This is a genomic window from Ruminococcus sp. 5_1_39BFAA (assembly GCF_964240875.1).
GTDB lineage: Bacteria > Bacillota > Clostridia > Lachnospirales > Lachnospiraceae > Blautia_A.
On the sequence record NZ_CAXSVO010000008.1, the window covers coordinates 72,003 to 93,093 of the forward strand.

Annotated in this window: 22 protein-coding genes; 19 read left to right on the forward strand and 3 right to left on the reverse strand. The window is 46.2% G+C overall.

What is annotated here, in order from left to right:
* Window positions 1-18: 18 nt before the first annotated feature.
* From ACESZH_RS10755 to ACESZH_RS10800, 10 genes are all read left to right on the forward strand, one after another.
* The gene (locus ACESZH_RS10755) at window positions 19-1,194 is read left to right on the forward strand and encodes a GGDEF domain-containing protein (protein WP_373214911.1); all 1,176 of its coding nucleotides are present in this window, start codon (window positions 19-21) and stop codon (window positions 1,192-1,194) included.
* 31 nt (window positions 1,195-1,225) lie between these two features.
* The gene (locus tag ACESZH_RS10760) at window positions 1,226-2,572 is read left to right on the forward strand and encodes an MATE family efflux transporter (protein WP_373214913.1); all 1,347 of its coding nucleotides are present in this window, start codon (window positions 1,226-1,228) and stop codon (window positions 2,570-2,572) included.
* Window positions 2,573-2,582: 10 nt separating this feature from the next.
* Window positions 2,583-3,287, forward strand: a complete 705-nt coding sequence (locus tag ACESZH_RS10765) for a response regulator transcription factor (protein WP_373214915.1) — start codon at window positions 2,583-2,585, stop codon at window positions 3,285-3,287.
* A gap of 107 nt (window positions 3,288-3,394) precedes the next feature.
* Entirely contained in the window at window positions 3,395-4,321 is a 927-nt protein-coding gene (locus tag ACESZH_RS10770; RefSeq protein ID WP_373214918.1) for an ABC transporter ATP-binding protein, read from the forward strand.
* Window positions 4,315-5,088, forward strand: coding sequence for an ABC transporter permease (locus ACESZH_RS10775; protein ID WP_373214920.1), 774 nt, complete (start codon window positions 4,315-4,317; stop codon window positions 5,086-5,088). The genes ACESZH_RS10770 and ACESZH_RS10775 overlap by 7 nt, the downstream gene beginning before the upstream one ends.
* 20 nt (window positions 5,089-5,108) lie before the next feature.
* Window positions 5,109-6,032, forward strand: coding sequence for a sensor histidine kinase (locus ACESZH_RS10780; protein WP_373214922.1), 924 nt, complete (start codon window positions 5,109-5,111; stop codon window positions 6,030-6,032).
* A 53-nt stretch (window positions 6,033-6,085) separates the two neighbouring features.
* Window positions 6,086-7,048 (forward strand): tRNA dihydrouridine synthase, encoded by a 963-nt coding sequence (locus ACESZH_RS10785; protein ID WP_373214924.1) that lies wholly within the window; start codon window positions 6,086-6,088, stop codon window positions 7,046-7,048.
* Between the two features lie 13 nt (window positions 7,049-7,061).
* A complete protein-coding gene (locus tag ACESZH_RS10790) occupies window positions 7,062-7,604 on the forward strand; it encodes a DUF2284 domain-containing protein (RefSeq protein ID WP_373214926.1) in 543 nt (180 codons plus the stop codon).
* Between the two features lie 79 nt (window positions 7,605-7,683).
* Window positions 7,684-7,998: a YabP/YqfC family sporulation protein gene (locus tag ACESZH_RS10795; RefSeq protein ID WP_373214927.1), complete on the forward strand. Its 315-nt coding sequence runs from the start codon at window positions 7,684-7,686 to the stop codon at window positions 7,996-7,998.
* A gap of 8 nt (window positions 7,999-8,006) precedes the next feature.
* Entirely contained in the window at window positions 8,007-9,215 is a 1,209-nt protein-coding gene (locus tag ACESZH_RS10800; protein WP_373214929.1) for a sporulation protein YqfD, read from the forward strand.
* 78 nt (window positions 9,216-9,293) lie between these two features.
* Here ACESZH_RS10800 and ACESZH_RS10805 read toward each other — a convergent pair whose 3' ends face one another.
* Window positions 9,294-10,292, reverse strand: a complete 999-nt coding sequence (locus ACESZH_RS10805) for a PhoH family protein (protein ID WP_373214932.1) — start codon at window positions 10,290-10,292, stop codon at window positions 9,294-9,296.
* A 198-nt stretch (window positions 10,293-10,490) separates the two neighbouring features.
* Between ACESZH_RS10805 and ybeY the strand changes: the two genes are divergently transcribed.
* The 9 genes from ybeY (at window position 10,491) to ACESZH_RS10850 (ending at window position 19,023) form a co-directional block, all read left to right on the forward strand.
* The gene (gene ybeY / locus ACESZH_RS10810; protein ID WP_373214935.1) at window positions 10,491-10,988 is read left to right on the forward strand and encodes an rRNA maturation RNase YbeY; all 498 of its coding nucleotides are present in this window, start codon (window positions 10,491-10,493) and stop codon (window positions 10,986-10,988) included.
* Window positions 10,989-11,062: 74 nt separating this feature from the next.
* Window positions 11,063-12,112, forward strand: a complete 1,050-nt coding sequence (locus ACESZH_RS10815) for a DUF3048 domain-containing protein (protein ID WP_373214936.1) — start codon at window positions 11,063-11,065, stop codon at window positions 12,110-12,112.
* Between the two features lie 58 nt (window positions 12,113-12,170).
* On the forward strand, window positions 12,171-12,536 hold the full coding sequence (locus tag ACESZH_RS10820; RefSeq protein ID WP_373214937.1) for a hypothetical protein: 366 nt from the start codon (window positions 12,171-12,173) through the stop codon (window positions 12,534-12,536).
* Window positions 12,537-12,652: 116 nt separating this feature from the next.
* Complete coding sequence (gene proB / locus ACESZH_RS10825; protein ID WP_373215083.1) at window positions 12,653-13,510, forward strand: glutamate 5-kinase; 858 nt, start codon at window positions 12,653-12,655, stop codon at window positions 13,508-13,510.
* 40 nt (window positions 13,511-13,550) lie between these two features.
* Complete coding sequence (locus ACESZH_RS10830) at window positions 13,551-13,772, forward strand: DUF896 domain-containing protein (RefSeq protein WP_373214939.1); 222 nt, start codon at window positions 13,551-13,553, stop codon at window positions 13,770-13,772.
* Window positions 13,750-14,313 (forward strand): 5-formyltetrahydrofolate cyclo-ligase, encoded by a 564-nt coding sequence (locus tag ACESZH_RS10835; RefSeq protein WP_373214940.1) that lies wholly within the window; start codon window positions 13,750-13,752, stop codon window positions 14,311-14,313. Before ACESZH_RS10830 ends, ACESZH_RS10835 begins: the two co-directional genes overlap by 23 nt.
* Window positions 14,313-15,563, forward strand: a complete 1,251-nt coding sequence (locus ACESZH_RS10840) for a glutamate-5-semialdehyde dehydrogenase (RefSeq protein WP_373215086.1) — start codon at window positions 14,313-14,315, stop codon at window positions 15,561-15,563. The genes ACESZH_RS10835 and ACESZH_RS10840 overlap by 1 nt, the downstream gene beginning before the upstream one ends.
* 82 nt (window positions 15,564-15,645) lie before the next feature.
* Window positions 15,646-17,997, forward strand: coding sequence for a hypothetical protein (locus ACESZH_RS10845; RefSeq protein ID WP_373214942.1), 2,352 nt, complete (start codon window positions 15,646-15,648; stop codon window positions 17,995-17,997).
* A 120-nt stretch (window positions 17,998-18,117) separates the two neighbouring features.
* Window positions 18,118-19,023: a M14 family zinc carboxypeptidase gene (locus tag ACESZH_RS10850; RefSeq protein ID WP_373214944.1), complete on the forward strand. Its 906-nt coding sequence runs from the start codon at window positions 18,118-18,120 to the stop codon at window positions 19,021-19,023.
* A gap of 12 nt (window positions 19,024-19,035) precedes the next feature.
* On the opposite strand, the gene ACESZH_RS10855 is transcribed toward ACESZH_RS10850, so the two are convergent.
* Together ACESZH_RS10855 and ACESZH_RS10860 are read right to left on the reverse strand one after the other, a co-directional pair.
* Window positions 19,036-20,274 (reverse strand): MFS transporter, encoded by a 1,239-nt coding sequence (locus ACESZH_RS10855; protein ID WP_373214945.1) that lies wholly within the window; start codon window positions 20,272-20,274, stop codon window positions 19,036-19,038.
* Between the two features lie 63 nt (window positions 20,275-20,337).
* Window positions 20,338-21,069, reverse strand: a complete 732-nt coding sequence (locus ACESZH_RS10860; protein ID WP_373214946.1) for an ABC transporter permease — start codon at window positions 21,067-21,069, stop codon at window positions 20,338-20,340.
* Between the last annotated feature and the right edge of the window lie 22 nt (window positions 21,070-21,091).

The following is a 21,091-nucleotide window of genomic DNA, read 5'->3' on the forward strand; positions in this document are numbered from 1 at the left end:
AGAGAAAGGGTTAATAAAATGATACGAGAGATTCGAAAAATGATATTCTGTCCCATGTCCAAGGAGCATGAAGAAGATTATACTTTGTTGTGTGCCAGGCATGTTCTCCGCTATGATCCTGTTTTTCTGTGGCTGATCATATGCATACAGGTATATAATATTTTATATACATTACATTATACCAATGGGACACTGCATAGTGCTGCCAGCCGGGTTTATACTATACTTTATGTAATATTGCTGTCAGTGGCTGCTGCAGGTCTGCTTGTATGTAAGTACATGGGGAAGCGCCTGCCGGATTCATCCGGACGGATCATGGGGATGCAGTTCTTTTTTGGCCTTTTTCTGATGATATGGAGCGCTTGTGTGACCATTTATGATCAGCGGGTTTCCGATAATATCAGCGTCTATCTTATTACAACATTTACGGTTGCTGTATTGGTTTATATGACCCCTTTGCAGGCTTGCGTTGTGTTTTTGGGTGTACAGATTTTTCTCTGCCTGGGATTACCGGTATTTTGCGCAGAACCCATAGATATGTATGGCTCCAAGGTTAATACTACCATTATGAGCATTATATGTTTATCAATCTCTGCACGCCGTTATGTTTTAGACCGTAAAAGCTACCTGATGCAGGAGGAAATGAAAGACAAAAACCGAAAACTAAGCCATATTGCAAACCATGATGCTTTGACAGGTCTTTTGAACCGGAGAAGGCTTAATGAGAAAATGGACAGTCTCTATCAGCACTGTGCCGAAAAAAAGCTTGCAATGACTGTAATGATGTTAGATATAGATTCATTTAAAGATTATAATGATATTTACGGACATCAGCAGGGGGATGAATGCCTGCGGCGTATGGCATGGTGCCTGAACCAGGAGCTGGATCCGGAACATGAGTTTCTTTTTCGCTATGGTGGAGAGGAATTCCTTTATGTAGGAGCCGGTCTGTCTGGAAATGCACCAGCCGAAAAAGCAGAAAGATTTAATACAGTTATCCGCACCCTGATCATTGGCCCGTCTGAGCAGGATCCGCGAGGTATTACAGTCAGCATTGGCATTTATACCGGCTTTCCCGCTTTGGAGCAGGTGAAGGATAAAGAATGGATGAGTTACATTTCAGAAGCAGATAAAGCTCTATATAAGGCAAAAGCAACAGGTAAGGACAGATGGGTTGATTTTTCTGTGCAGTGATATGAGATTTGAGTAAAGAAGGTTTAGAATTATGAAAACAAAGTCAGCTTTGGTGACAGAAGCGCCGGGGCGCGCACTGTTCCTTTTTGCACTTCCCATGATCGTGGGAAATCTTTTTCAGCAATTTTACAATATGGCAGATTCCATCATTGTAGGAAATCTGGTAGGGGAGGATGCGCTGGCGGCAGTAGGCGCATCTTATTCTTTTACCACGGTGTTTATTATGATTGCCATCGGAGGCGGAATCGGAGCTTCCGTGCTTACCAGCCAGTACCTTGGAGCGGAACGGTATAAAGAAATGAAAAGCTCCGTATATACATTCCTTATTACTTTTTTCGCAGTCAGCATATTGCTGGCTGTTTTCGGGCTGATCGCCAATCCGGCTATTCTGCGGCTTCTAAAGACTCCCGACAATATCATGGGGGATGCGGTTTTATATTTGCAGATTTATTTTATGGGCCTTCCCTTTATGTTTATGTATAATATTCTTTCATCGGATTTTAATGCTTTGGGAAAATCCAATATTCCACTTGGGTTATTGATCTTTTCTTCCATCCTGAATATCATCATGGACCTGTGGATGGTAGGAGGTCTGAAGCTTGGAGTGGCTGGAGCTGCCATCGCCACGGTTATTGCACAAGGGATTTCCGCGGTTATTTCCCTGGTGATCCTTCTGCGTTTGATGAAAAACTATCCAACAGAGGGAAGGGCTCCTGTGTTTCGCAGAGACATGTTGTGGGCAGGCACGAAAATTGCCATTCCCTCCATTATACAGCAGTCTATTGTCAGTATCGGAATGCTGCTCACCCAGTCTGCAGTGAACCAGTTCGGGTCTTCTGCGCTGGCTGGCTTTTCCGCCGGATCAAGGCTGGAGTCCATATGTATTGTGCCTATGATCGCCACAGGAAATGCGGTATCTACCTTTACTGCACAGAATCTGGGAGCGGGAAAAACAGAGCGCGTCAGCAGAGGTTACAGAGCTTCCTATGGTATTATTATCGGTTTCGGTGCTGTACTGATACTGATTTCCCAACTGTTTTACAGGCCAGTTGTCTCAGCCTTTGTAAACGAAAGCAGTTCACCGGTGGCATTTCAGACAGGCACAGCATATTTTCGGTTCGTTGGGATCTTCTTTTCCTTCCTCGGGTTTAAAGCCATCACGGATGGCGTCTTGAGAGGGGCAGGAGATATGAAGGTATATATGATAGCCAATCTGGTCAATCTGGGAATCCGGGTGGCAGTGGCACAGCTCTGTTCGCCGATATGGGGAATTTCCATGATATGGTATGCGGTTCCCATGGGCTGGGGTGTGAATTATCTGATTTCCTGGTGCTGGTACAGAACAGGGCACTGGAAAAAGAAAGTATTAACAGCATGAGGAAAGAGAAATGGAAGAGAAAAACAGAATTTTGATCGTGGAAGATGATGCAGACATTAACAATCTGATCGCAGCAGTTTTAAAAAGAGAAAACTATGAAACGGTACAGTCCTTTTCTGGTACGGAGGCCCTTCTCAGGCTGGAAATGGAAGCCTTCCGTCTGGTCATCCTGGACCTTATGCTTCCGGGAATGAATGGGGAAACGCTGCTTGCAAATATCCGGGATAAAATGAAGAGTGAGGTACCTGTGCTGGTGCTTTCGGCAAAATCCTCCCTCTCAGATAAGGTTTCGCTTCTTACTTCCGGCGCTGACGATTACATGACAAAACCTTTTGAGCCGGAGGAGCTTGCAGCGCGTGTCTTTGCCTGCCTGCGCAGAGGAGAAAAGGGAGCGGGAACTGCTCCTAAAAATGAAAAAGACAGCCTTCAGTTTAAAAATCTTTGTCTTTTTCCGGAATCCAGAAAGGTGACCGTAAACGGAAAGGAGCTTACCCTGACACCACATGAGTATGAGATCTTACAGATCCTGATGCAGACGCCGGATAAGGTTTTTTCGAGAGAAGCCCTGTATGAGCAGGTATGGAAGGGCGGATATTACGGAGAGGACAATACGGTAAACGTACATGTGAGTAATCTGCGGAAGAAGATCAGCGCGGCGGATGCGGAGGAGGAATATATAAAAACTATCTGGGGAATCGGCTTTAAAATGGCATAATATACATCTTTATGATTTCTTTAAACTTTCTTGAGGACTTATTTAAGGGGCAGGTATTATATTATATCCTGTAATCAATGATACTCACGAAAGGAAAGGATAACAAAATGGAAGGCTATGTGACAGAGACAAGACAACTGACAAAGAACTACAAAAGCTTCTGTGCACTGAATAAAGTGAATGTTTCAATCAGACGGGGAGAAATCTACGGACTGATCGGTGATAATGGAGCCGGAAAATCAACCTTTTTAAAGCTTCTGGCAGGACAGATTTTTCCGTCAGCAGGAGAAATTGCCCTGTTTGGAAAAACTCTTCCCAGGGAAGTGAACGAGATGCGTACCCGTATGGGCGTTCTGATAGAAAATCCGGGCTTTTATCCTGATCTGTCTATTGAGAAAAATATGGAGTATTACAGGATCCAGAAGGGGATTCCTGGCAAAGAAGCAGTGGAAGAGGCTTTGGAGATTACAGGACTTCAACCATATAGAAAGAAGCTCTGCAAAACACTTTCTCTTGGTATGAAACAGCGCCTTGGGCTTGCCATTGCCCTGATTGGAGTACCGGAAGTATTGCTGCTGGATGAGCCCATCAATGGTTTAGACCCCAGCGGGATCATCGAAATGCGAAACATTCTTTTGAAATTAAACAGAGACAAAAACATCACCATCGTGGTTTCCAGCCATATTTTAAGCGAGCTGGAACAGATTGCCACCGTATACGGCTTTTTGAAAAACGGCGTGCTTCTGGAGCAGATTTCTGCAAAAGAACTTCATAAAAAGTGTGCGGATTATGTGGAGATCATGGTGTCGGAACCGGAACAGTATGTGGTATTGCTGGAAAGGGAAATGAATCACAGGGATTACCGGATCTTGCCGGATGGTCGGATCCATATCCTGAATGCAGGGAAGAATGCGGAGGATTACGGAGCTCTGGCCAGCAGCGCGGGAATCCGTATCCTGGAGCTGGCGAAAAAGCAGCAGTCCCTGGAAAGCTACTACATGAATCTGAAAAACGGAGGTGCCGAGAGATGTTAAATTATATGAGAAGTGAATGTTACCGAACCCTTAAAGGAAAGAATTTCTATTTCGCAACTGCAATCCTGTCAGGCCTGGTTCTGTTCCTGAACGTGGTCTTGACGATAGCATCACACAATATTCCAAATTTCCGGTATGGGAGCTTTCGGTTCTTTCTGAACATGTATACAGGGAGTATCTACTGTCTGGTGGTTCTGGGAGCGTGTATTGCAGGATGGCTTTTCTGGGATGACAGAAAAAACGGAGTTTTGAAGAATGTGGTATCCTATGGAATCAGCAGGGAAAAGATGTTCCTTGGAAAATGTATTGTTGCCTTTGGATTTACTTTTTTGATGCTGTGCATTGTTCTGGCAGTTTACGTGGGAAGCGCATATCTGCTCCGTCCGGATCCGGAATGGATTGCTTTACGAGAAATGCTGACCGGAACGGCGGCAGTTCTTCCTTCTGCAGCAGCTTCGCTTATTTTTGCAATCGTATTGGGAATCCTGTTTCAGAAGGACTTGACAGCAGTGATGATCTGGGCAGTTGTTTATTATGTGATTCCAATGGCATTGTTTTTTGTAGGATTAAAGGTTGAGTTTGTCAGAAAGATCGTAGAATGGATGCCATACGGATTTACACAGATGGATGCCATTGTGACCTATTCTGATTATTATTGCCTTTGGGATACCGCTGCCGGATTTTCCAGGTGCATCATCTCTGGTTTTGCAGGAATCGTAATCTTTCTGGCACTTGGTATCTGGAGGATCAGAAAGCAAGAATTTTAAGATAAAAAAGGAGGCGGAGCATGCTTTACATTATCATCATAATCTGTCTGGCAGGGGTGAGTCTGTATCTGGCATTTCGCCTTCTTGCTTTGTATAAAGCTATGGAAAAGGCGCAGAAGGAGCTTGAGGAAATTTCAGGGGAGCTATGTGAAAACAGGGTCGTAAAAGTGTCTGCGCCGGATAAAAGACTGGAAAAACTGCTGAAAGCAGTGAACGGGAATCTTATGGCGATCCGCCTGGAAAGACGCTCTTACATGCAAAATGAGAGAAAGCTGAAGGAGCAGATTGAGAACATCAGCCATGACCTGCGAACACCGCTCACGGCTATTCTGGGGTATCTGAAAATGATCGACACGAAGGAAATGGATGAGGAAAACAAGGAATTTCTGGAGATTGCCATAAAAAAATCCTACTCGCTCCAAAACCTGACTGCGCAGTTTTATGAGCTTTCCCGTGTGACCTCCAGCGACTTTAAGCTAAAGCTGGAATCGGTGGACGTGGGAAGGGTTTTAAAGGAAACTTGTCTGGAGCATTATACATTGCTGGAAAAAGAGGGACTTTCGGTAAGTCTTCCTGATTTCGGAAAGGAAACTACGGCAGTGGGAAATGCGGAAGCTTTCCGGCGCATTTTTTCCAATTTGATTCAGAATAGTATCCGTTATGCAAAAAGCGAGCTGATAATCAGTCTGAAGGAAAATATGCAGGAGAAAAAGCTTGTGGTTTCCTTTTCCAATGATATCTCTCCGGAACAGGAAATACAGGAACCGGACAGACTTTTTGAACGTTTCTATATGCAGGAGCAGTCCCGAAGCCATGCCGGCACAGGACTTGGCCTTACCATCAGCAAAACCCTGACTGAGCATATGCGCGGAACCATCCGCGCAGAGTATTCCGGCGGGGAAGAGAAGCGATTTCTTTCTGTCATTATGGAATTTCCACTTTAAATGAGTACAGAAACGTATTATAATCAGGAGAGAAAACACAAGAGGTGGCAGGATTGAAGGATTATATGGCCCCTATGGAGGGGATTACAAATCATATTTACCGCCGTGCGTATCACAGGTTTTATCATCCCATGGACAAGTATTTCACTCCGTTTATCTCAGCAAAGCCGAATAAGCGCCTTAGCTTTAAGGAAATCTGCGAGGTATCCGGGGAAACGAATGAGGGGCTTTGTGTAGTTCCTCAGATTCTGACCAACAACAGCGATGACTTTATCCAGACGGCTCTTCTGCTGAAAGAGGAGTTCGGACACAGAGAAGTAAATTTAAACCTTGGATGTCCTTCGGGAACCGTGACGGCAAAAGGAAAGGGAGCCGGTTTTTTAGGGGAGCCTGAGAAGCTGGATGCCTTTCTGGATGAGATTTATTCCAGACTGGATATGAAGATTTCCATCAAGACACGGATTGGTACCCACTATGAGGAGGATTGGGAATACCTCCTGAACATCTATGAAAAATATCCGGTCAGCGAGCTGATCATCCATCCCAGGATCCAAAAGGATATGTATAAAGGAAGGCCAAGACTTAAAGCATTTCAGAAGGCAGCCGAAAGGCTGTCCATTCCTGTTTGCTATAATGGAAATATCTTTTGCTCGCAGGATTATGAAAAACTGGTACTGCAGTTCCCGGATATGGAGCGGTTTATGTATGGAAGAGGATTAATCGCAAATCCCTGTCTGGTAAGTACGATCCGGAACAAGAAGCAGCCGGATAAAAGGACGCTTCGTGCCTTTTGTGACCAGATCTACGGGGATTATCAGGAGCTTCTTTCCGGGGAAAGAAATGTGCTTTTCCGCATGAAAGAGCTGTGGAACTACATGGCGCCAACTTTTACTAATTATGAAAAATATGCTAAGAAGATAAAAAAAGCCCAGCATCTGCGGGAATATGAGGCAGCAGTAGAAAGCCTTTTCTCACAGCAGGAACTGGATCCGGAAGCTGTACAGGGCGGAATATGAGTGGTGAAAAATTATGATGCTAGATATGGAAAAATTTGAGGAATTTATTGCGAATTATCCCATTTATGAATACAGACTGATCAGGACAGCGGACATTCATGGGGCGGAACGTGTCCGTACTATCTGCCGTGTGGAATGTGAGCGGTACGGAACCACCTGGGCATGCCCTCCGGCGGTGGGAAGCCTTGAGGAATGCGAAAAGAAGATAAAGAGCTATCCCGACGGCGTGTTTTTTTCCAGTGTTGCCGAGGTTTCAGACCTTCTGAATATGGAGGAAATGCTGTCCACCCGACATGCCCATGAACAGATCACAACAGAGATTGGAAAATTTCTGGAAGAGCAGGGATTTTCCATTTACATCCTTTCCACAGAGTCCTGTGATATCTGTGAGCGCTGTGCCTATCTGGACGGCAAACCATGCCGTCATCCGGAAAGAATGCACCCCTGTCTGGAAAGTCATGGAGTGGTAGCACATGAGCTTGTGGAGTCCGGGGAAATGGAATACAATTTGGGCGGAAATACAATTTTGTGGTTTTCTCTAATTCTGTTCCGCTGAGTCATAAAAAGTGTGCGCCTTGGCGCATAAAAAAATACCTCCCGCATAAATTAGTGATAAAGGCCGGGGGGATTTTTTTATGAAAAAAAGAAGAACCGGTAGGAAAAAAGCTTTGAAAAATGACAGACCCTCCGTCCGGGAAAATCTTGTAACAGCGTTGGAGGTTCCGGGAGATCTGGCTTACCAGGATACAATTGTTACCATCACCGGGCCCACCCAGGCTGTCATTGAAAACTACCGCTGTATCCTTTCCTATACCAGTGAAAAACTTGTGGTTCTCACAAAAAGAGGAAAGGTGACGCTCTGCGGAAAGCGCCTGGAAATTCCTTGCTATACGCCTGTTGAAATGCAGGTGCGCGGGCTTATTACCGGGATATTTCTGGAAAGACAGTGAGGTGGCATATGGAAAAATTCCTGAGATTTTTATCCGGATATGTTCACATTACCATAGAGGGAGAGCAGCTTGAACGTTTTTTAAATCTGTGCAGAGGAAGAGGGATTTCCATACGTCAGGTGAAATATGCAGGGGAGAACATGCTCACTGCCATCATATCGGTAGAAGATTTTTTTAAGCTGGGACCCATCAGGAGCAAAACCAGAGTACATATTCACATCCGGGAAAAGCATGGTCTGCCCTTCTTTTTTTTCCGAAATCAAAAAAGAAAAGCCTTTTTTGCCGGGGCCTTTGCCAGTATCTGCATTCTTGCAATCCTGTCCAGTCATATCTGGAATATCCATATACAGGGCAATGTGATCAATTCCACGCCGGAGATCCTTTCCTTTCTGGAAGGGGAGGGAATCACCCACGGGATATCCAAAAACAAGGTAAACTGTTCGGAGATAGCTGCTATGGTACGGAAAAAATACCCGGATATTACCTGGGTGTCGGCCAAAATGGAGGGAACCAGGCTGATCCTTACCGTACAGGAGGGTCAGACAAAGGAAGACATAAAAGAGACTGGGGAAGCCTGCAGTATAACTGCGGATATGGAAGGAGAAATCGTAAAGATGGTTACCAGAAGCGGGACTCCCCGGGTAAAGATAGGGGATGTTTGTCAACCTGGCGATATCCTGGTGCTGGGGCGTGTGGATATCACAAATGACAGCCAGGAAGTGGTGCGCCATGAGTATGTACATGCGGATGCTGATATTTATATCCGGCATGAGCTTGCCTACTATCAGGAGTTTCCGCTGTCATACCAAAAGGAAACGCCCACCGGAAAGGTGCAGACATCTTACTATCTGAAGGCGGGAGAATGGTACCTGGGAACAGGAGCAGAAGCCAGAAAAGGATACAAGACTGCAGTAGAGGAGATTCCCTGGCGCATTACGGAAAACTTTACCCTGCCATTTATTTGGGGTAAGGTCACACGGACACAGTATAAAACAGAAAAAGCAGTCTATTCGGAAGAAGAGGCTAAGGAGCTGGCTGTGAGGATGCTCTACAGGTATGAGGAAAAGCTGATGAAAACGGGGATAGAAATATCTGAGAACAAGGTAAAAATAGAAGTGAATGAAACATCATGCATCAGCCGGGGAAGTCTGACTGTGATCGAGAAAACGGGGAAAGAGACACCCGTAACGGTGGATGAGATTCCGGAGCCTGATTGACTGCCGCAAAGCAGATATAGAATCATTTTAAGATATCATTTGCTTAGCGGCAGCGAATGCGGCATAGGTGAAAACGTATTACCAGCGGGAATGCTTCACCCGCTTGTCCTTTTGTTCCCTGGCCTGCTCATCCTTCTCGAAGGCTTTTACAATATCCCTAACAATGCGGTTTCGCACTACATCCCGGTTATTCAGGGTAATGACGCTGACACCCTCAATGGGCTGCAGGATTTCTGCGCAATGCTGCAGGCCGGAGCTGGAATTTCTGGGCAGGTCGATCTGTGTGACATCACCTGTCAATATCATTTTGGAATCCTCGCCAAGTCTGGTAAGGGCCATTTTCAAGGTGGAAAGGGTGGCATTTTGGCTCTCATCCACAATGACGGCTGCATGGGAAAGGGTCCTGCCTCGCATGTAGGCAAGAGGCGCAATCTCTATAATGCCCCGCTCACGGTATTTATCAGCTCTGTCTTTTCCAAATACGTCATTGAGCGCATCGTATAAGGGTCTGAGATAAGGGTCCACCTTCTGGGCGAGATCACCCGGAAGAAAGCCCAGCCTTTCTTCGCCTGCTTCTATAGCAGGTCTGCTCATTATGATCTTTTCAATCTGGCTGTCCTTTAAAAGCTGTGCAGCGTAGGCAACAGCCATATACGTTTTTCCGGTACCAGCAGGTCCCATACAGATGGTAACAGTGCTTTCCTTCAAAGCATTTAAATACTTTCTTTGTCCGATGGTCTTGCAGCGTATCGGTCTGCCCTTATGGTCAAGGGTGATCTCATCCTTCATGGCATGGCGGATTTCCGTCAATTCTCCTGCACCAGCCTCGTCAATGAGCCTGTATACAGTATCTTCATTGATCTTCTGGCCGCTGCCGGCTAATTCCTGCATGGAATCTATCACATCCACAGCAGCGTTGATATTCATAAAGCTGTCACCGGAAATTTCGACTTTGTCTCCGCGGACATTTATCTGAACAGTCAGCTTATTTTCAATGATTTTCGAAAAGATATCCTGAACTCCGAAAACCTCCTGGATTTCTTCAATGGTATCAAATGGAACGGTTATGGATTGCAAAACAGTACCTCCTTATCATGTCGCAAAATCATCTTCTATTATATTTATTATTCGGCTTTTTTTCAAGCATTATATATGGAGATGGGAGAAAGGCGGTTACAGGGCTGCAGAAAAAATGTGCTATAAATAATAAAGTAAAAAATACACTTGCAAGCAGTCTTAAAATGATTTACTCTTATAGAGTAAGGAGGCTGAAAAATGGTATCAGTACAATATGAATGTGAGACGGATTTTGACCTGGGCCTGGACTGTGAGTCTCTTGCCAGAATGGTTGCGGAGAAGGTTCTGGAAATGGAAGCCTGCCCTTATGATGCACAGGTGAATCTGGTGTTGGTAGACAATGAGGAAATCAAGCGGGTAAATACGGAATTCAGAGGGATCGCGTCCGCAACGGATGTGCTTTCTTTTCCCATGATTCCGTTTGATACCCCGGCGGATTATTCGGCGGCAGAGGAGGACGAATCCTGCTTTGACCTGGATACGGATGAGCTGCTCCTTGGAGATATTATGATTTCTGCACCTCGTGCTGCTGCACAGGCGGAGGAATACGGGCACAGCGTGAAACGTGAGTTCTGTTTCCTTGTTGCGCACAGTATGCTTCACCTTCTGGGCTATGATCACATGGTTCCGGAGGAAGCAGAAGTAATGGAGGCAAAGCAGTCGGCTGCACTTGCGGAGCTTGGAATCAACAGGTAGGACAGCAGCGGCAGGTCGGGTATTCAATGAAAAATAACATACATCATAGAACAAACATGAGAAGGAGTACAAAAATGAAGAAAAAAATGTTGAAGTTTCTTACCGGAATTCTTGTTTCCTGCGCATTGGCAGGTTCAGCAGTGGCAGTCCATGCGGAGGGAGACCTGGTCGACATGGTGGCAAATGACGGCACAGGCACAGAAGGAAATATGGTAAAAAGCTATCTGACAGGCGAAAATGTACCGGAGAGCATCGGTCGGAGACGTCCGATCGCTTTTATGATGGGAAATGATATTAACGGAGCTCCTCAGAGCGGAATCGGAAATGCAGGGGTGGTCTATGAGGCTCCGGTGGAAGGCGGCATTACCCGTCTTATGAGTATTATCGAGGATTACGATTCTCTTGAAAAAATCGGTTCCATAAGAAGCTGCCGTGATTATTATCTCTACTATGCAAACGAATTTAATGCCATTTATTCTCATTATGGACAGGCAGCATACGCCCTTCCGTTTTTAGACCAGCATGTGATCGATAACCTGAACGGACTGAATCTTGGAAATACGTATTTCCGTACTTCGGACCGTCAGGCACCCCACAATGCCTATACAAACGCATCCTACCTGGCACAGGGCATTGCTTCTCTGGGCTACAGCCAGTCCTATAAACCGGAATACACAGGACATTATGTGTTTGCTGCGGACGGCACTGAGACAACACTGGATGCAGGAACAGCAGCCAATGTGGTGCATCTTGATAATTTTTCGGACAACCATCCCTGGTTTGAATATAATGCAGAGACAAAGAAATACAGCCGTTTCCAGTTTGGCGGTGCCCATGTGGACGAATTGACAGGTCAGCAGCTTACCTGCGACAATATTATCCTTCAGTATTCCGCCTACCAGCCATACGACCAGAACGGTTATCTGAATGTAGATACTATTTCCGGAGGTCAGGGCAAGTTCATCACCAGAGGTAAAGCTGTGGACATCCGCTGGGAAAAGGATGCCGTTTGGGGAGTGACTCATTACTATGATGCCAATGAGCAGGAAATTCAGTTAAATCCCGGAAAAACCTGGGTTGAGATCGTTCAGAATGATAAGATCGGTTCCGTAACTTACCAGTAACAGAAGCCGTATATTTCTAAGAATAACGCTGATACTAAGAGAAAAAGGAGCGATGGTCATGCGTAAATTTTTCTATGGTATCAGTGTTATTGTTTTTTTATGCCTTTTATCCCTGGGGTTTTACAGCTCCTATCTGCGGACAGACAGGCGAAATTCAGAATTCCCTTCCAGGCTGTCTGTGGAGGATATCACAGAGGGCGAGCTGGTAAATGCGTCAGGTGACAGCGATGATTATGGGCTTTTTTTCCTGAAGGATAAGGATGGGTTTGTATTGGTCTATGAAGGTGATCAGACTACCGTTTATGAGACGACTGGTATTGCGGTAAAATCCCTGCCGGAAAAGCTGTCACAAGAAATCAGACAGGGAAAATTCCTGAAAACCTATGAGGAGCTTTATAGTTTCCTGGAAAACTATTCAAGCTGAAAGTATGAAATTTTTCTGAAATTTAGTGCAGCGCCAAGAAAAAGCGTGGACGAGGGGCACAAAATGTTGTAAGATAGGGAAATGAAGTATAATGACAAACTGGAGTGGCTAAAATGATGAACTATCGGGAACAGTTGAAAGATAAAAAACGTGTTGTGATCAAAATCGGAAGTTCCTCCCTTGTGCATTCCCAGACCGGAAGACTGAACTTAGGCAAGCTGGAAGTGTTGGTGAGGGAGCTTGGCGATCTGCACAATCAGGGTAAGGATGTGGTTTTGGTATCCTCAGGAGCTATAGCAGTTGGTTCCGTGGCCCTGGGATTAAAGGAAAAACCAACCGACTTAAAGAAAAAGCAGGCATGTGCTTCTGTGGGACAGGCAAGGCTGATGATGATCTATCAGAAGCTTTTTTCAGAATATAATCAGATGGCAGGTCAGATCCTGATGACCAAAAACACTATGGTCAATAACGCCAACCGCAAAAATGCGGAGAATACCTTTAATGAACTGCTGGCTATGGGAGTCATTCCCATTGTAAATGAAAACGACTCCATTTCCACATATGAGATGCAGTCATTGGAGAAATTCGGCGACAACGATACTCTTTCTGCTGTGGTTGCAGCTTTGATCGGTGCAGATCTTTTGATCCTGATGTCTGATATCGACGGGCTCTATACGGATGACCCCAATACCAACCCGGATGCGGAATTTATCCGCACGGTTGACTGTCTGGACGAGAACCTTTTGAATATGGGAAAAGGCTCTACCGGAAGCAAGGTGGGCACAGGAGGAATGGCCACCAAGCTTACAGCCGCCAGGATTGCCACGGCTGCCGGAGTGGATATGGTCATTGCTAACGGGGCGGATTTTCATACGATCCACAAAATTGTCGAGGGAAATGATTGCGGAACCCTGTTCGTGGGACATAAGAAGGAACAGTTTTATCTGATCGATTACATAGAAAAGCTTTTATAAACTGCCATGTATGGGCAGCATTTACAGGAGGAAAACTTTTATGGAAGTCAGCAAAATTGACAGGATCAATGTTCTGGCACGAAAAGCAAAAAGCGAGGGTCTGACCGAGGCGGAAAAAAAGGAGCAGGCGGCGCTCAGAAAAGAATACATTGCAAGCGTAAGGATGAACCTGAGAACACAGCTTGACAATATTAATATCCAAGAGGAAGACGGAAGTATTACGAATCTGGGTGAAAAATATGGAAACAAAACAAGCCATTAGGAAACAGATTTTTGCTGCAAGGAAGACCTGTACGGATGAACAGGTAGAAAAATGGAGTAAAGAGATCACGGAAAAGGTGACAGCGCTCCCTGCTTTTAAAAGGGCGGAGAGGATACTGGCATATGCGGATTATAACCATGAGGTGATGACACGCTTTATCATTGAGGAGGCATGGAAAGCGGGTAAAGAGGTGGCTGTGCCAAAAGTAGAAGGTAAGGATATGGTATTTTACCTTTTGGAAGATTTTGACCAGCTTAAGCCAGGATATTTCGGGATTCCGGAGCCTGAAGGGGGAACTGCGGCTGACTGGGAGGAAGCCCTGATGATCATGCCGGGAGTGGCATTTGACAGGGAGAATCACAGGGTTGGCTATGGCGGCGGTTTTTACGATCGGTTTCTGGAAAAACATCCTCAGATCCAGAGGGTGGCAGTGGCATTTTCGTTTCAGATTGTACAGGAGGTGCCAGTGGAGCCTACGGATATTTTTCCGCAGATTATTGTGACGGAAACAGAAACCTTTTGCAGAAGGGAGGAAATATGATGAATGAGATGCTGGAAAGGCTGGGCGTACAGGCAAAGGAGGCTGAGATTGTCCTTCGAAATTTACATACGGACAAGAAGAATGAAGTCCTGAACGCAGTGGCAAAAAAACTGACGGAAACAGCGGATAAGCTTCTTGCAGCCAATGCTGTTGACGTGGAAAACGGCAGAAAGAACAACATGCCGGAAGGAATGATCGACCGTCTGATGCTCAGTGAAGCCAGAATTGAGGGAATGGCTGAGGGCCTTAGGCAGGTGGCTGAACTTGAGGATCCTATCGGCGAGATCACAGGTATGAAAAAGCGTCCCAATGGCTTGATGATAGGGCAGAAGAGAGTACCGCTGGGCGTGATCGGGATTATTTATGAAGCGCGTCCCAATGTAACGGCGGATGCTTTCGGACTCTGTTTTAAAACAGGAAATGCCGTGATCTTAAAAGGCGGCAGCGATGCCATTCATTCCAACACTGCCATTGTGGAATGTATCAGGGAAGCGCTGAAGGAAAATGGGGTGACAGAGGATGCTGTCCAGCTTATCACCGATACTTCCAGGGAGACGGCAGCAGAGTTCATGAAGCTGAACCGGTATGTGGATGTGCTGATCCCCCGCGGAGGCAAAGGGCTGATCAGTGCGGTAGTAAACCAGAGTACTATTCCGGTCATTGAGACTGGTACGGGTAACTGCCATATTTACGTGGATGAGACAGCAGACCTTCAGAATGCTGCAGATATTGTGATGAATGCAAAGACGCAGCGGGTGAGCGTGTGTAATGCCTGTGAATCCCTGCTGGTTCATGAGAAGGTAAAGGATGAATTTCTTCCTGTCCTGGCTGAGCGGCTGCGCACAAAAAATGTTGAGATGCGTGCTGACGAGGCAGCGAAAAAGCTGATCCCGGATGCTGTACCTGCTGCCGAGGAAGACTGGGGAACAGAGTATCTGGATTATATCCTTTCCATTAAGGTGGTAAAATCCGTGGAGGAAGCCATTGCTCATATTAACCGGTATAACACCGGACATTCCGAGGCCATACTTACAAACGATTATGCTCATGCACAGAAATTCCTGGATGAGGTGGATGCGGCAGCAGTCTATGTAAATGCTTCCACCCGTTTTACAGATGGGTTTGAGTTCGGATTCGGAGCAGAGATCGGCATCAGTACCCAAAAGCTTCATGCAAGGGGCCCCATGGGACTGCAGGCGCTGACTTCCACCAAATATATTATATACGGAAATGGACAAGTTCGTTCCTGATTTGATTTTTTAATACAGTTGTGCTATACTTATGAACAATGTTAATACTTTATGACGGGACTCATTGCGAGGAGGACTATAAATGAAAAAAAAGCAACTTTTAGCGTTATTAATGGCGGGAACCTTATCTATAGGGATGCCCGCTGCCGCATATGCAGAGGCCACAGCAGACGGAGCTGCAGTTGTGCAGGATGTGAACCAGGAAGGAGAGGCTCCTCAGGCTGAGGAAGCTGCGCCAGCCGAAGTAACCCCTGCAGAAGTTCCAGCCGAGGCTCCGGTTGAGGAGCCACAGCAGGAAGCCCCTGCAGAGACACCTACAGAAGCGCCTGTTGAGGATCCTGCAGCAGAGCAGCCAGTGGACACAGTACCAACTACTGATCCGGTACAGCCGATCCCAACAGAGCAGCCTGCTGCGGATACGGCAGATCTGTCAGACAGCTTTGGAGATGCTGAGGAGACAGAAAAGCAGGATGAAGACAAGGCGGATGATCCTGTTGCCAGCGCTTATACGATAAAGATCGTGGGTAAGGACGGTGTGCAGATCGGAGAGGATTATGCTTCTCTGGAGGCAGCGATCGCTGCTGCGCCGGAGGTTGAGGATCCCATAACTTCTGAGGTTACCCAGATTCTGGTAACAGGTATTGTTACATTGGATAAGACCATGGCAATCGGTGCGAAGAAGTCGATTTCTATTGCTGCAGGGGAGGCAGGCACAAGGATTGAGCGTGCCGCTGGCTTTGCCGGCGATATGTTTTCCGTAACAGACGGCGGAGCTTTCCAGTTTGGAAAAGGTGTGGCTGAGAGCGGAGATGTATATGATCTGACTGTTGACGGAGCAGCGTCAGCCGGTGATGGGACAAGCAGCACAGGATCTATTGTTTCCGTAGGTGCCGGAAGCTATTTCGGCATGTCGGATGGAATCACACTTACAGGCAGTATGACCGCATGTGCTGGTTCTGCAATTCGAAATGAAGGCGGAAGCCTTGGACTTTCCGGCGGAACCATTACCAATAACCAGTCAAGTCTTGAGGCAGAGGATGAAAATGGCGGTGGTGCCGTATACAGCACAGGCGAAGTGAGATTGGCCGGAAATATCAGAATCACCGGAAATTCTAATGATGGAAACAGCGAAACGGCTCCGGTGAATGTGGTATTAAATGGAGAAAATGCGAAGATTGTAGTGGTAGGAATCTTAGGAGAATCTGCTGATATAAGCGTTGCAGTTCATGATGCTGCTGCAGGCAGAACCATTTTAGGTACAGCGCCTGATGCAAATAACAGTTCCATGACAATTGAAGAAGTGAAAGCAAAGATAAGCATCAGCATTCCGGACGGTCTGAGTATCGGAGCCGATGGAACACTGGTATCAACTGTTACAGAAGCGCCTTTACCTTCCGGAACACCTACTGATACGCCTACTGGAACACCGACTGATACACCGACTCCTACACCAATTGAAGCTAAAATGGTTCTTACAGGAAAGAGCGCAACATGGGTGGAAACAGACCGCACTGCGGCAGTTGTAAAATTTTTGGGTGATAAGGACGGATACTATTATGTTACCTGGGGCAAGAGAGGTGCGGCTGCACCTGTATATGATGAATCGCTTGCAGTGAATCCGATGTATGCCAGACAGGAAGTTTCTGTGACAGTATCAGGACTTGCGGAAGACAGCAGCATTAATATTTATGTATTTGCAAAGGATACGAAAGGCGTCGCTGCTGAGGCACATAAGATTTTCCAGCTTCGCGATTCACAAAGACCTGCAAAAGAGCCAAGTGTAACCCCGAGCGTAACAACACGTGCACCATACACTCCAAAGGTATCTGAAAGCACTGTAAAAGGTCTCGAGGAGCCGCTGGCCTTCTATCCAGGCAAGACCTATTCCTTCTCTGTTATCGGAGCAGGTACTTCCAATACAGACCCTGTTAAGGGTGATGTGCAGTGGCGTCCTCTGTACTGGAGCAGCTATTCCAAGCCAACCAGCTCACAGAGACAGTCCATCGGTACCATTGGACATAAGTCCGGTATTTCGCGTGCAGCAACTTTTAACATGTACATCTTCTTCCAGAAGTATGTGTATGACGGAACACAGTGGCAGCCTACGGATGTAGTGGAATCTTATACATATAAGTTCCAGTCAAAGGCCATCACCTTTACTACCACACCGTCAGGAACCATTACGCCGACCATTACAAGTTCGGGCGGCTATGGCGGCGGAACCGGAGGCGGCGGTTACGGAAATGATGACGGTGATGGCGATTACAGCGATCCTGAAAACAGGACGGATGACGGCACAGATACAGGTGCAACCAGTACATCCTCCAATGCGGATACAGCGGATAATTCTCCGATCGCAACCATGATGATGCTGGCAAGCCTGTCCCTTCTGACAGGAGGCTACGTACTTGTGAGAAGACGTAAAAAAGCATAAATAGAGTTTTTAGAAAGAGACAGGTCTTTGGGCCTGTCTCTTTTCATATAATTACCCTGTGAGACAATAAGCTTATGAGAGCAGATAGGTAACATAATCGGAAAACAGGGGGAATTAGAAGTGACAAAAACAGATATATTTACCTACGAAAAAATCTACTATACCTTGTGGGAAACGGCACAGAGGTACAGCAGCTTCTGCCAGTTCCGGGTGATCGGGAACAGCCATGATGAGCGTATGATCCCTATGCTGGAGATAGGGCTCGGATCGGAGACCGTTTTCTGTCTTTCTGGTGTAGATGGTACGGAAGTGTTTACTCCGGGATTTATGGCTGAGATGGCAGTGGAATACTGCAGAGCCTACGAGTGCGGCTGGGAGCTGGATGATTTTTATGATGTAAAAAGGCTGCTTGACCGTGTGCGGCTTTGCATGATTCCCCTTTTGAACCCGGATGGCTATGAAATCTGCAAAAAGGGCTTTGGTGCAGTCAGAAATCCCATCTACCGCCAGATGCTCAGAATGCAGAGCATTCCAAGCAAAGAATTTTCCTATAACGCAAGGGGTATGGATATCCGGCGGAATTTTCCGACTGTATTTTATACACGGCAGCGGATCGGGCAGGAACCTGCCAGTGAGAATGAGACAAAGGCGCTGATCCGCATTTTTCAGGAGTACAAAAGCTGCGGGCTTCTTTCCTTTAGCCAAAGCGGCAAAAAAATCGTATATTACCGAAGCAGCCAGGGATATTCCCACAATCACAAAACCTACCGTTTGGCAAGGCATTTGCAGAAACGAGCCGATTATCAGATTGAAAAATCTCAGCCAAAGGAAGTGGAGAAACACAAAAGGCAGGGTGCCATGGGAACGCCCGAGCAGTTTTACCTGCAGACGATCCGGCAGCCTGCCTTTCGGATTGAATCGCCGGAGCTTTTCGGTGAGCAGGAAGATCTGGAGCCTGAACTGAAAAGCGCATATGAGGAGCTGCATCTGCTGCCCCTGGAATATATTTTTTCGCTGATAGAGTAATCAATAGAAGTGTTATTTCCTGGCTCCCTTGACGGACAGATAAAACAGGCAAAGACCCAGTAAAAATACAGGAATGAGAATTCCTACGCCTTTGTTTGCGTTGCCTGTGATCTGTGATACCATGCCTACTAATGTGGTACCAAGGAAGGAAGCGCCTTTGCCGCAAATGTCCATAATGCCGAAATATTCACCGGATTTTTCTGCCGGAATGAGTTTCGCAAAATGAGAACGGGACAAAGCCTGGATACCGCCCTGGAACATTCCTACAAACACTGCCAGGATCCAGAAATGAAGCTGGGTACTCATGAAAAGAGCAAACACTGCAATGCCGAAATATGCCAGGATACATACCATGATCAGCCGTTCTGTGGGGTATTTGGAAGAGAGAACCCCAAATATAATGGAGAACGGAAAGGCTACGATCTGGGTAGCAAGGAGGGCGAGCAGAAGGCCAGTAGTGTCCAGGCCAAGAGCTGTTCCGTATGCAGTTGCCATATCGATAATGGTATAAACACCGTCAATATAAAAGAAGTAAGCAATGAGAAACAAAAGAACTTTTTTGTCGTTTTTCATCCCCTTCAGGGTGTGACCAAGACGTCCGAAGCTCTTTTTCATAAATCCGCTTTCTAAATCCACATAATGAACCTGTTTGTAGCTTTTGATAAGAGGAAGCGTAACCCCTACCCACCATGCGGCAACGATGATAAAGGATATCATCATAGCTGTTTTCATGGAAATTCCAAGACCGTCAGCACCCAAAACGATTCCGAGACAGAATACGAAAGGAATACAGCTTCCAATATATCCCCATGCGTATCCCTGGGAGGAAACCTTATCCAGTCTGTCGGGAGTGGTGATGTCGTTTATCATGGAGTCGTAAAATACAAGACTGGAAGAATAGCCAATCTTGGCAATGATAAAGATTACAAGAAATACGATCCAGGAGGAGGCTGCGCCTAAGAGCAGACATCCCAGAGAACCTACTGCCAGAGAGACCATAAATATGGGCTTTTTAAAGTTTCTGGTATCGGCAAGAGTTCCAAATACAGGACCGATAAAGGCAACGATAAGGGTCACAATGGATGCGGCATATCCCCAGTAAGCCAGATAATCTGCGGAGGAGAGTCCTGCGCTTTCCGAGAGGTAATTAAAATAAATAGGAATAATGGTTGCCACCAGAAGTACGAATGCGGAATTACCCACATCGTATAGGATCCATGCCTTTTCAAGCTTTGTAAATTTCGTTTTCATACTTTTCCTTTCCCGAGTCCCCTCGAGGTATACAGCAGTTGGCTGTTTGGATTTGCAGCAGGTTTACAGGTTTTTCTTTTTGTATATAAAGCGCATGGCGATAAAGGTGCAGACCGCCAGGTATGCGAGGAGAATGATAAATCCTCTGTAGTCCACAGGCTCTCCGGCAGAAATCGCGCGGATCATGCCGCTGGAGGGCGAGAGGGGCAGGAGGGATACAATGGTTTTTAAAATACCGGGCATTTTATCCGTGGAAAAAAAGGTATTGCACATATACGCCATGGGCATGATGAAATAGTTCGAAAATCTGGGCACATCCGCATGGTTTTTTGCCAAAAAGGATACCACAACTCCGATGGCGGAAAAAACGGCTCCGTTTAAAAACATGATGAGAAAGGACAAGCCGTTGAAGATCAGTCCTGTTCCCAGAGGCATGGTGAGCAGCAGTATCACACAGCCTGCATACAGTCCGCGGAGACTTCCGGCAACGATCTGTCCCACAATAAACTGCCATAAGGGGGTTGGCGAGATCATTACCTGGTCAAAGGCTTTTTCGTAAAGGCGCTGAACATTCAGGCTCTGTGCAATGGCATTAAAGCTTCCGTTCATGGTGGTAAGAGCCACTACACCGGGAATCAGAAAGTTCAGGTACGGTTCTCCGTGTGATGTGGTCTGGATGCCAAAGCCGAACACGATCAGATACATTAAGGGTGCAACCATTGCAGCAAGGGTGATCTTATAAAAATCTCTTCGGAATTCCACCCATTTTTCCCATATAATTGTTATTATTCCCATGTCAAATCTCCAATCAGTCATT

Coding starts and splice junctions, on each gene's coding strand:
- ACESZH_RS10755 (WP_373214911.1), top strand. CDS start 19: ATGATACGAGAGATTCGAAAAATGATATTCTGTCCCATGTCCAAGGAG.
- proB (WP_373215083.1), top strand. CDS start 12,653: ATGAACTATCGGGAACAGTTGAAAGATAAAAAACGTGTTGTGATCAAA.
- ACESZH_RS10845 (WP_373214942.1), top strand. CDS start 15,646: ATGAAAAAAAAGCAACTTTTAGCGTTATTAATGGCGGGAACCTTATCT.
- ACESZH_RS10815 (WP_373214936.1), top strand. CDS start 11,063: ATGAAGAAAAAAATGTTGAAGTTTCTTACCGGAATTCTTGTTTCCTGC.
- ACESZH_RS10830 (WP_373214939.1), top strand. CDS start 13,551: ATGGAAGTCAGCAAAATTGACAGGATCAATGTTCTGGCACGAAAAGCA.
- ACESZH_RS10835 (WP_373214940.1), top strand. CDS start 13,750: ATGGAAACAAAACAAGCCATTAGGAAACAGATTTTTGCTGCAAGGAAG.
- ACESZH_RS10840 (WP_373215086.1), top strand. CDS start 14,313: ATGAATGAGATGCTGGAAAGGCTGGGCGTACAGGCAAAGGAGGCTGAG.
- ybeY (WP_373214935.1), top strand. CDS start 10,491: ATGGTATCAGTACAATATGAATGTGAGACGGATTTTGACCTGGGCCTG.
- ACESZH_RS10765 (WP_373214915.1), top strand. CDS start 2,583: ATGGAAGAGAAAAACAGAATTTTGATCGTGGAAGATGATGCAGACATT.
- ACESZH_RS10775 (WP_373214920.1), top strand. CDS start 4,315: ATGTTAAATTATATGAGAAGTGAATGTTACCGAACCCTTAAAGGAAAG.
- ACESZH_RS10780 (WP_373214922.1), top strand. CDS start 5,109: ATGCTTTACATTATCATCATAATCTGTCTGGCAGGGGTGAGTCTGTAT.
- ACESZH_RS10800 (WP_373214929.1), top strand. CDS start 8,007: ATGGAAAAATTCCTGAGATTTTTATCCGGATATGTTCACATTACCATA.
- ACESZH_RS10820 (WP_373214937.1), top strand. CDS start 12,171: ATGCGTAAATTTTTCTATGGTATCAGTGTTATTGTTTTTTTATGCCTT.
- ACESZH_RS10860 (WP_373214946.1), bottom strand. CDS start 21,069: ATGGGAATAATAACAATTATATGGGAAAAATGGGTGGAATTCCGAAGA.
- ACESZH_RS10770 (WP_373214918.1), top strand. CDS start 3,395: ATGGAAGGCTATGTGACAGAGACAAGACAACTGACAAAGAACTACAAA.
- ACESZH_RS10790 (WP_373214926.1), top strand. CDS start 7,062: ATGATGCTAGATATGGAAAAATTTGAGGAATTTATTGCGAATTATCCC.
- ACESZH_RS10855 (WP_373214945.1), bottom strand. CDS start 20,274: ATGAAAACGAAATTTACAAAGCTTGAAAAGGCATGGATCCTATACGAT.
- ACESZH_RS10795 (WP_373214927.1), top strand. CDS start 7,684: ATGAAAAAAAGAAGAACCGGTAGGAAAAAAGCTTTGAAAAATGACAGA.
- ACESZH_RS10760 (WP_373214913.1), top strand. CDS start 1,226: ATGAAAACAAAGTCAGCTTTGGTGACAGAAGCGCCGGGGCGCGCACTG.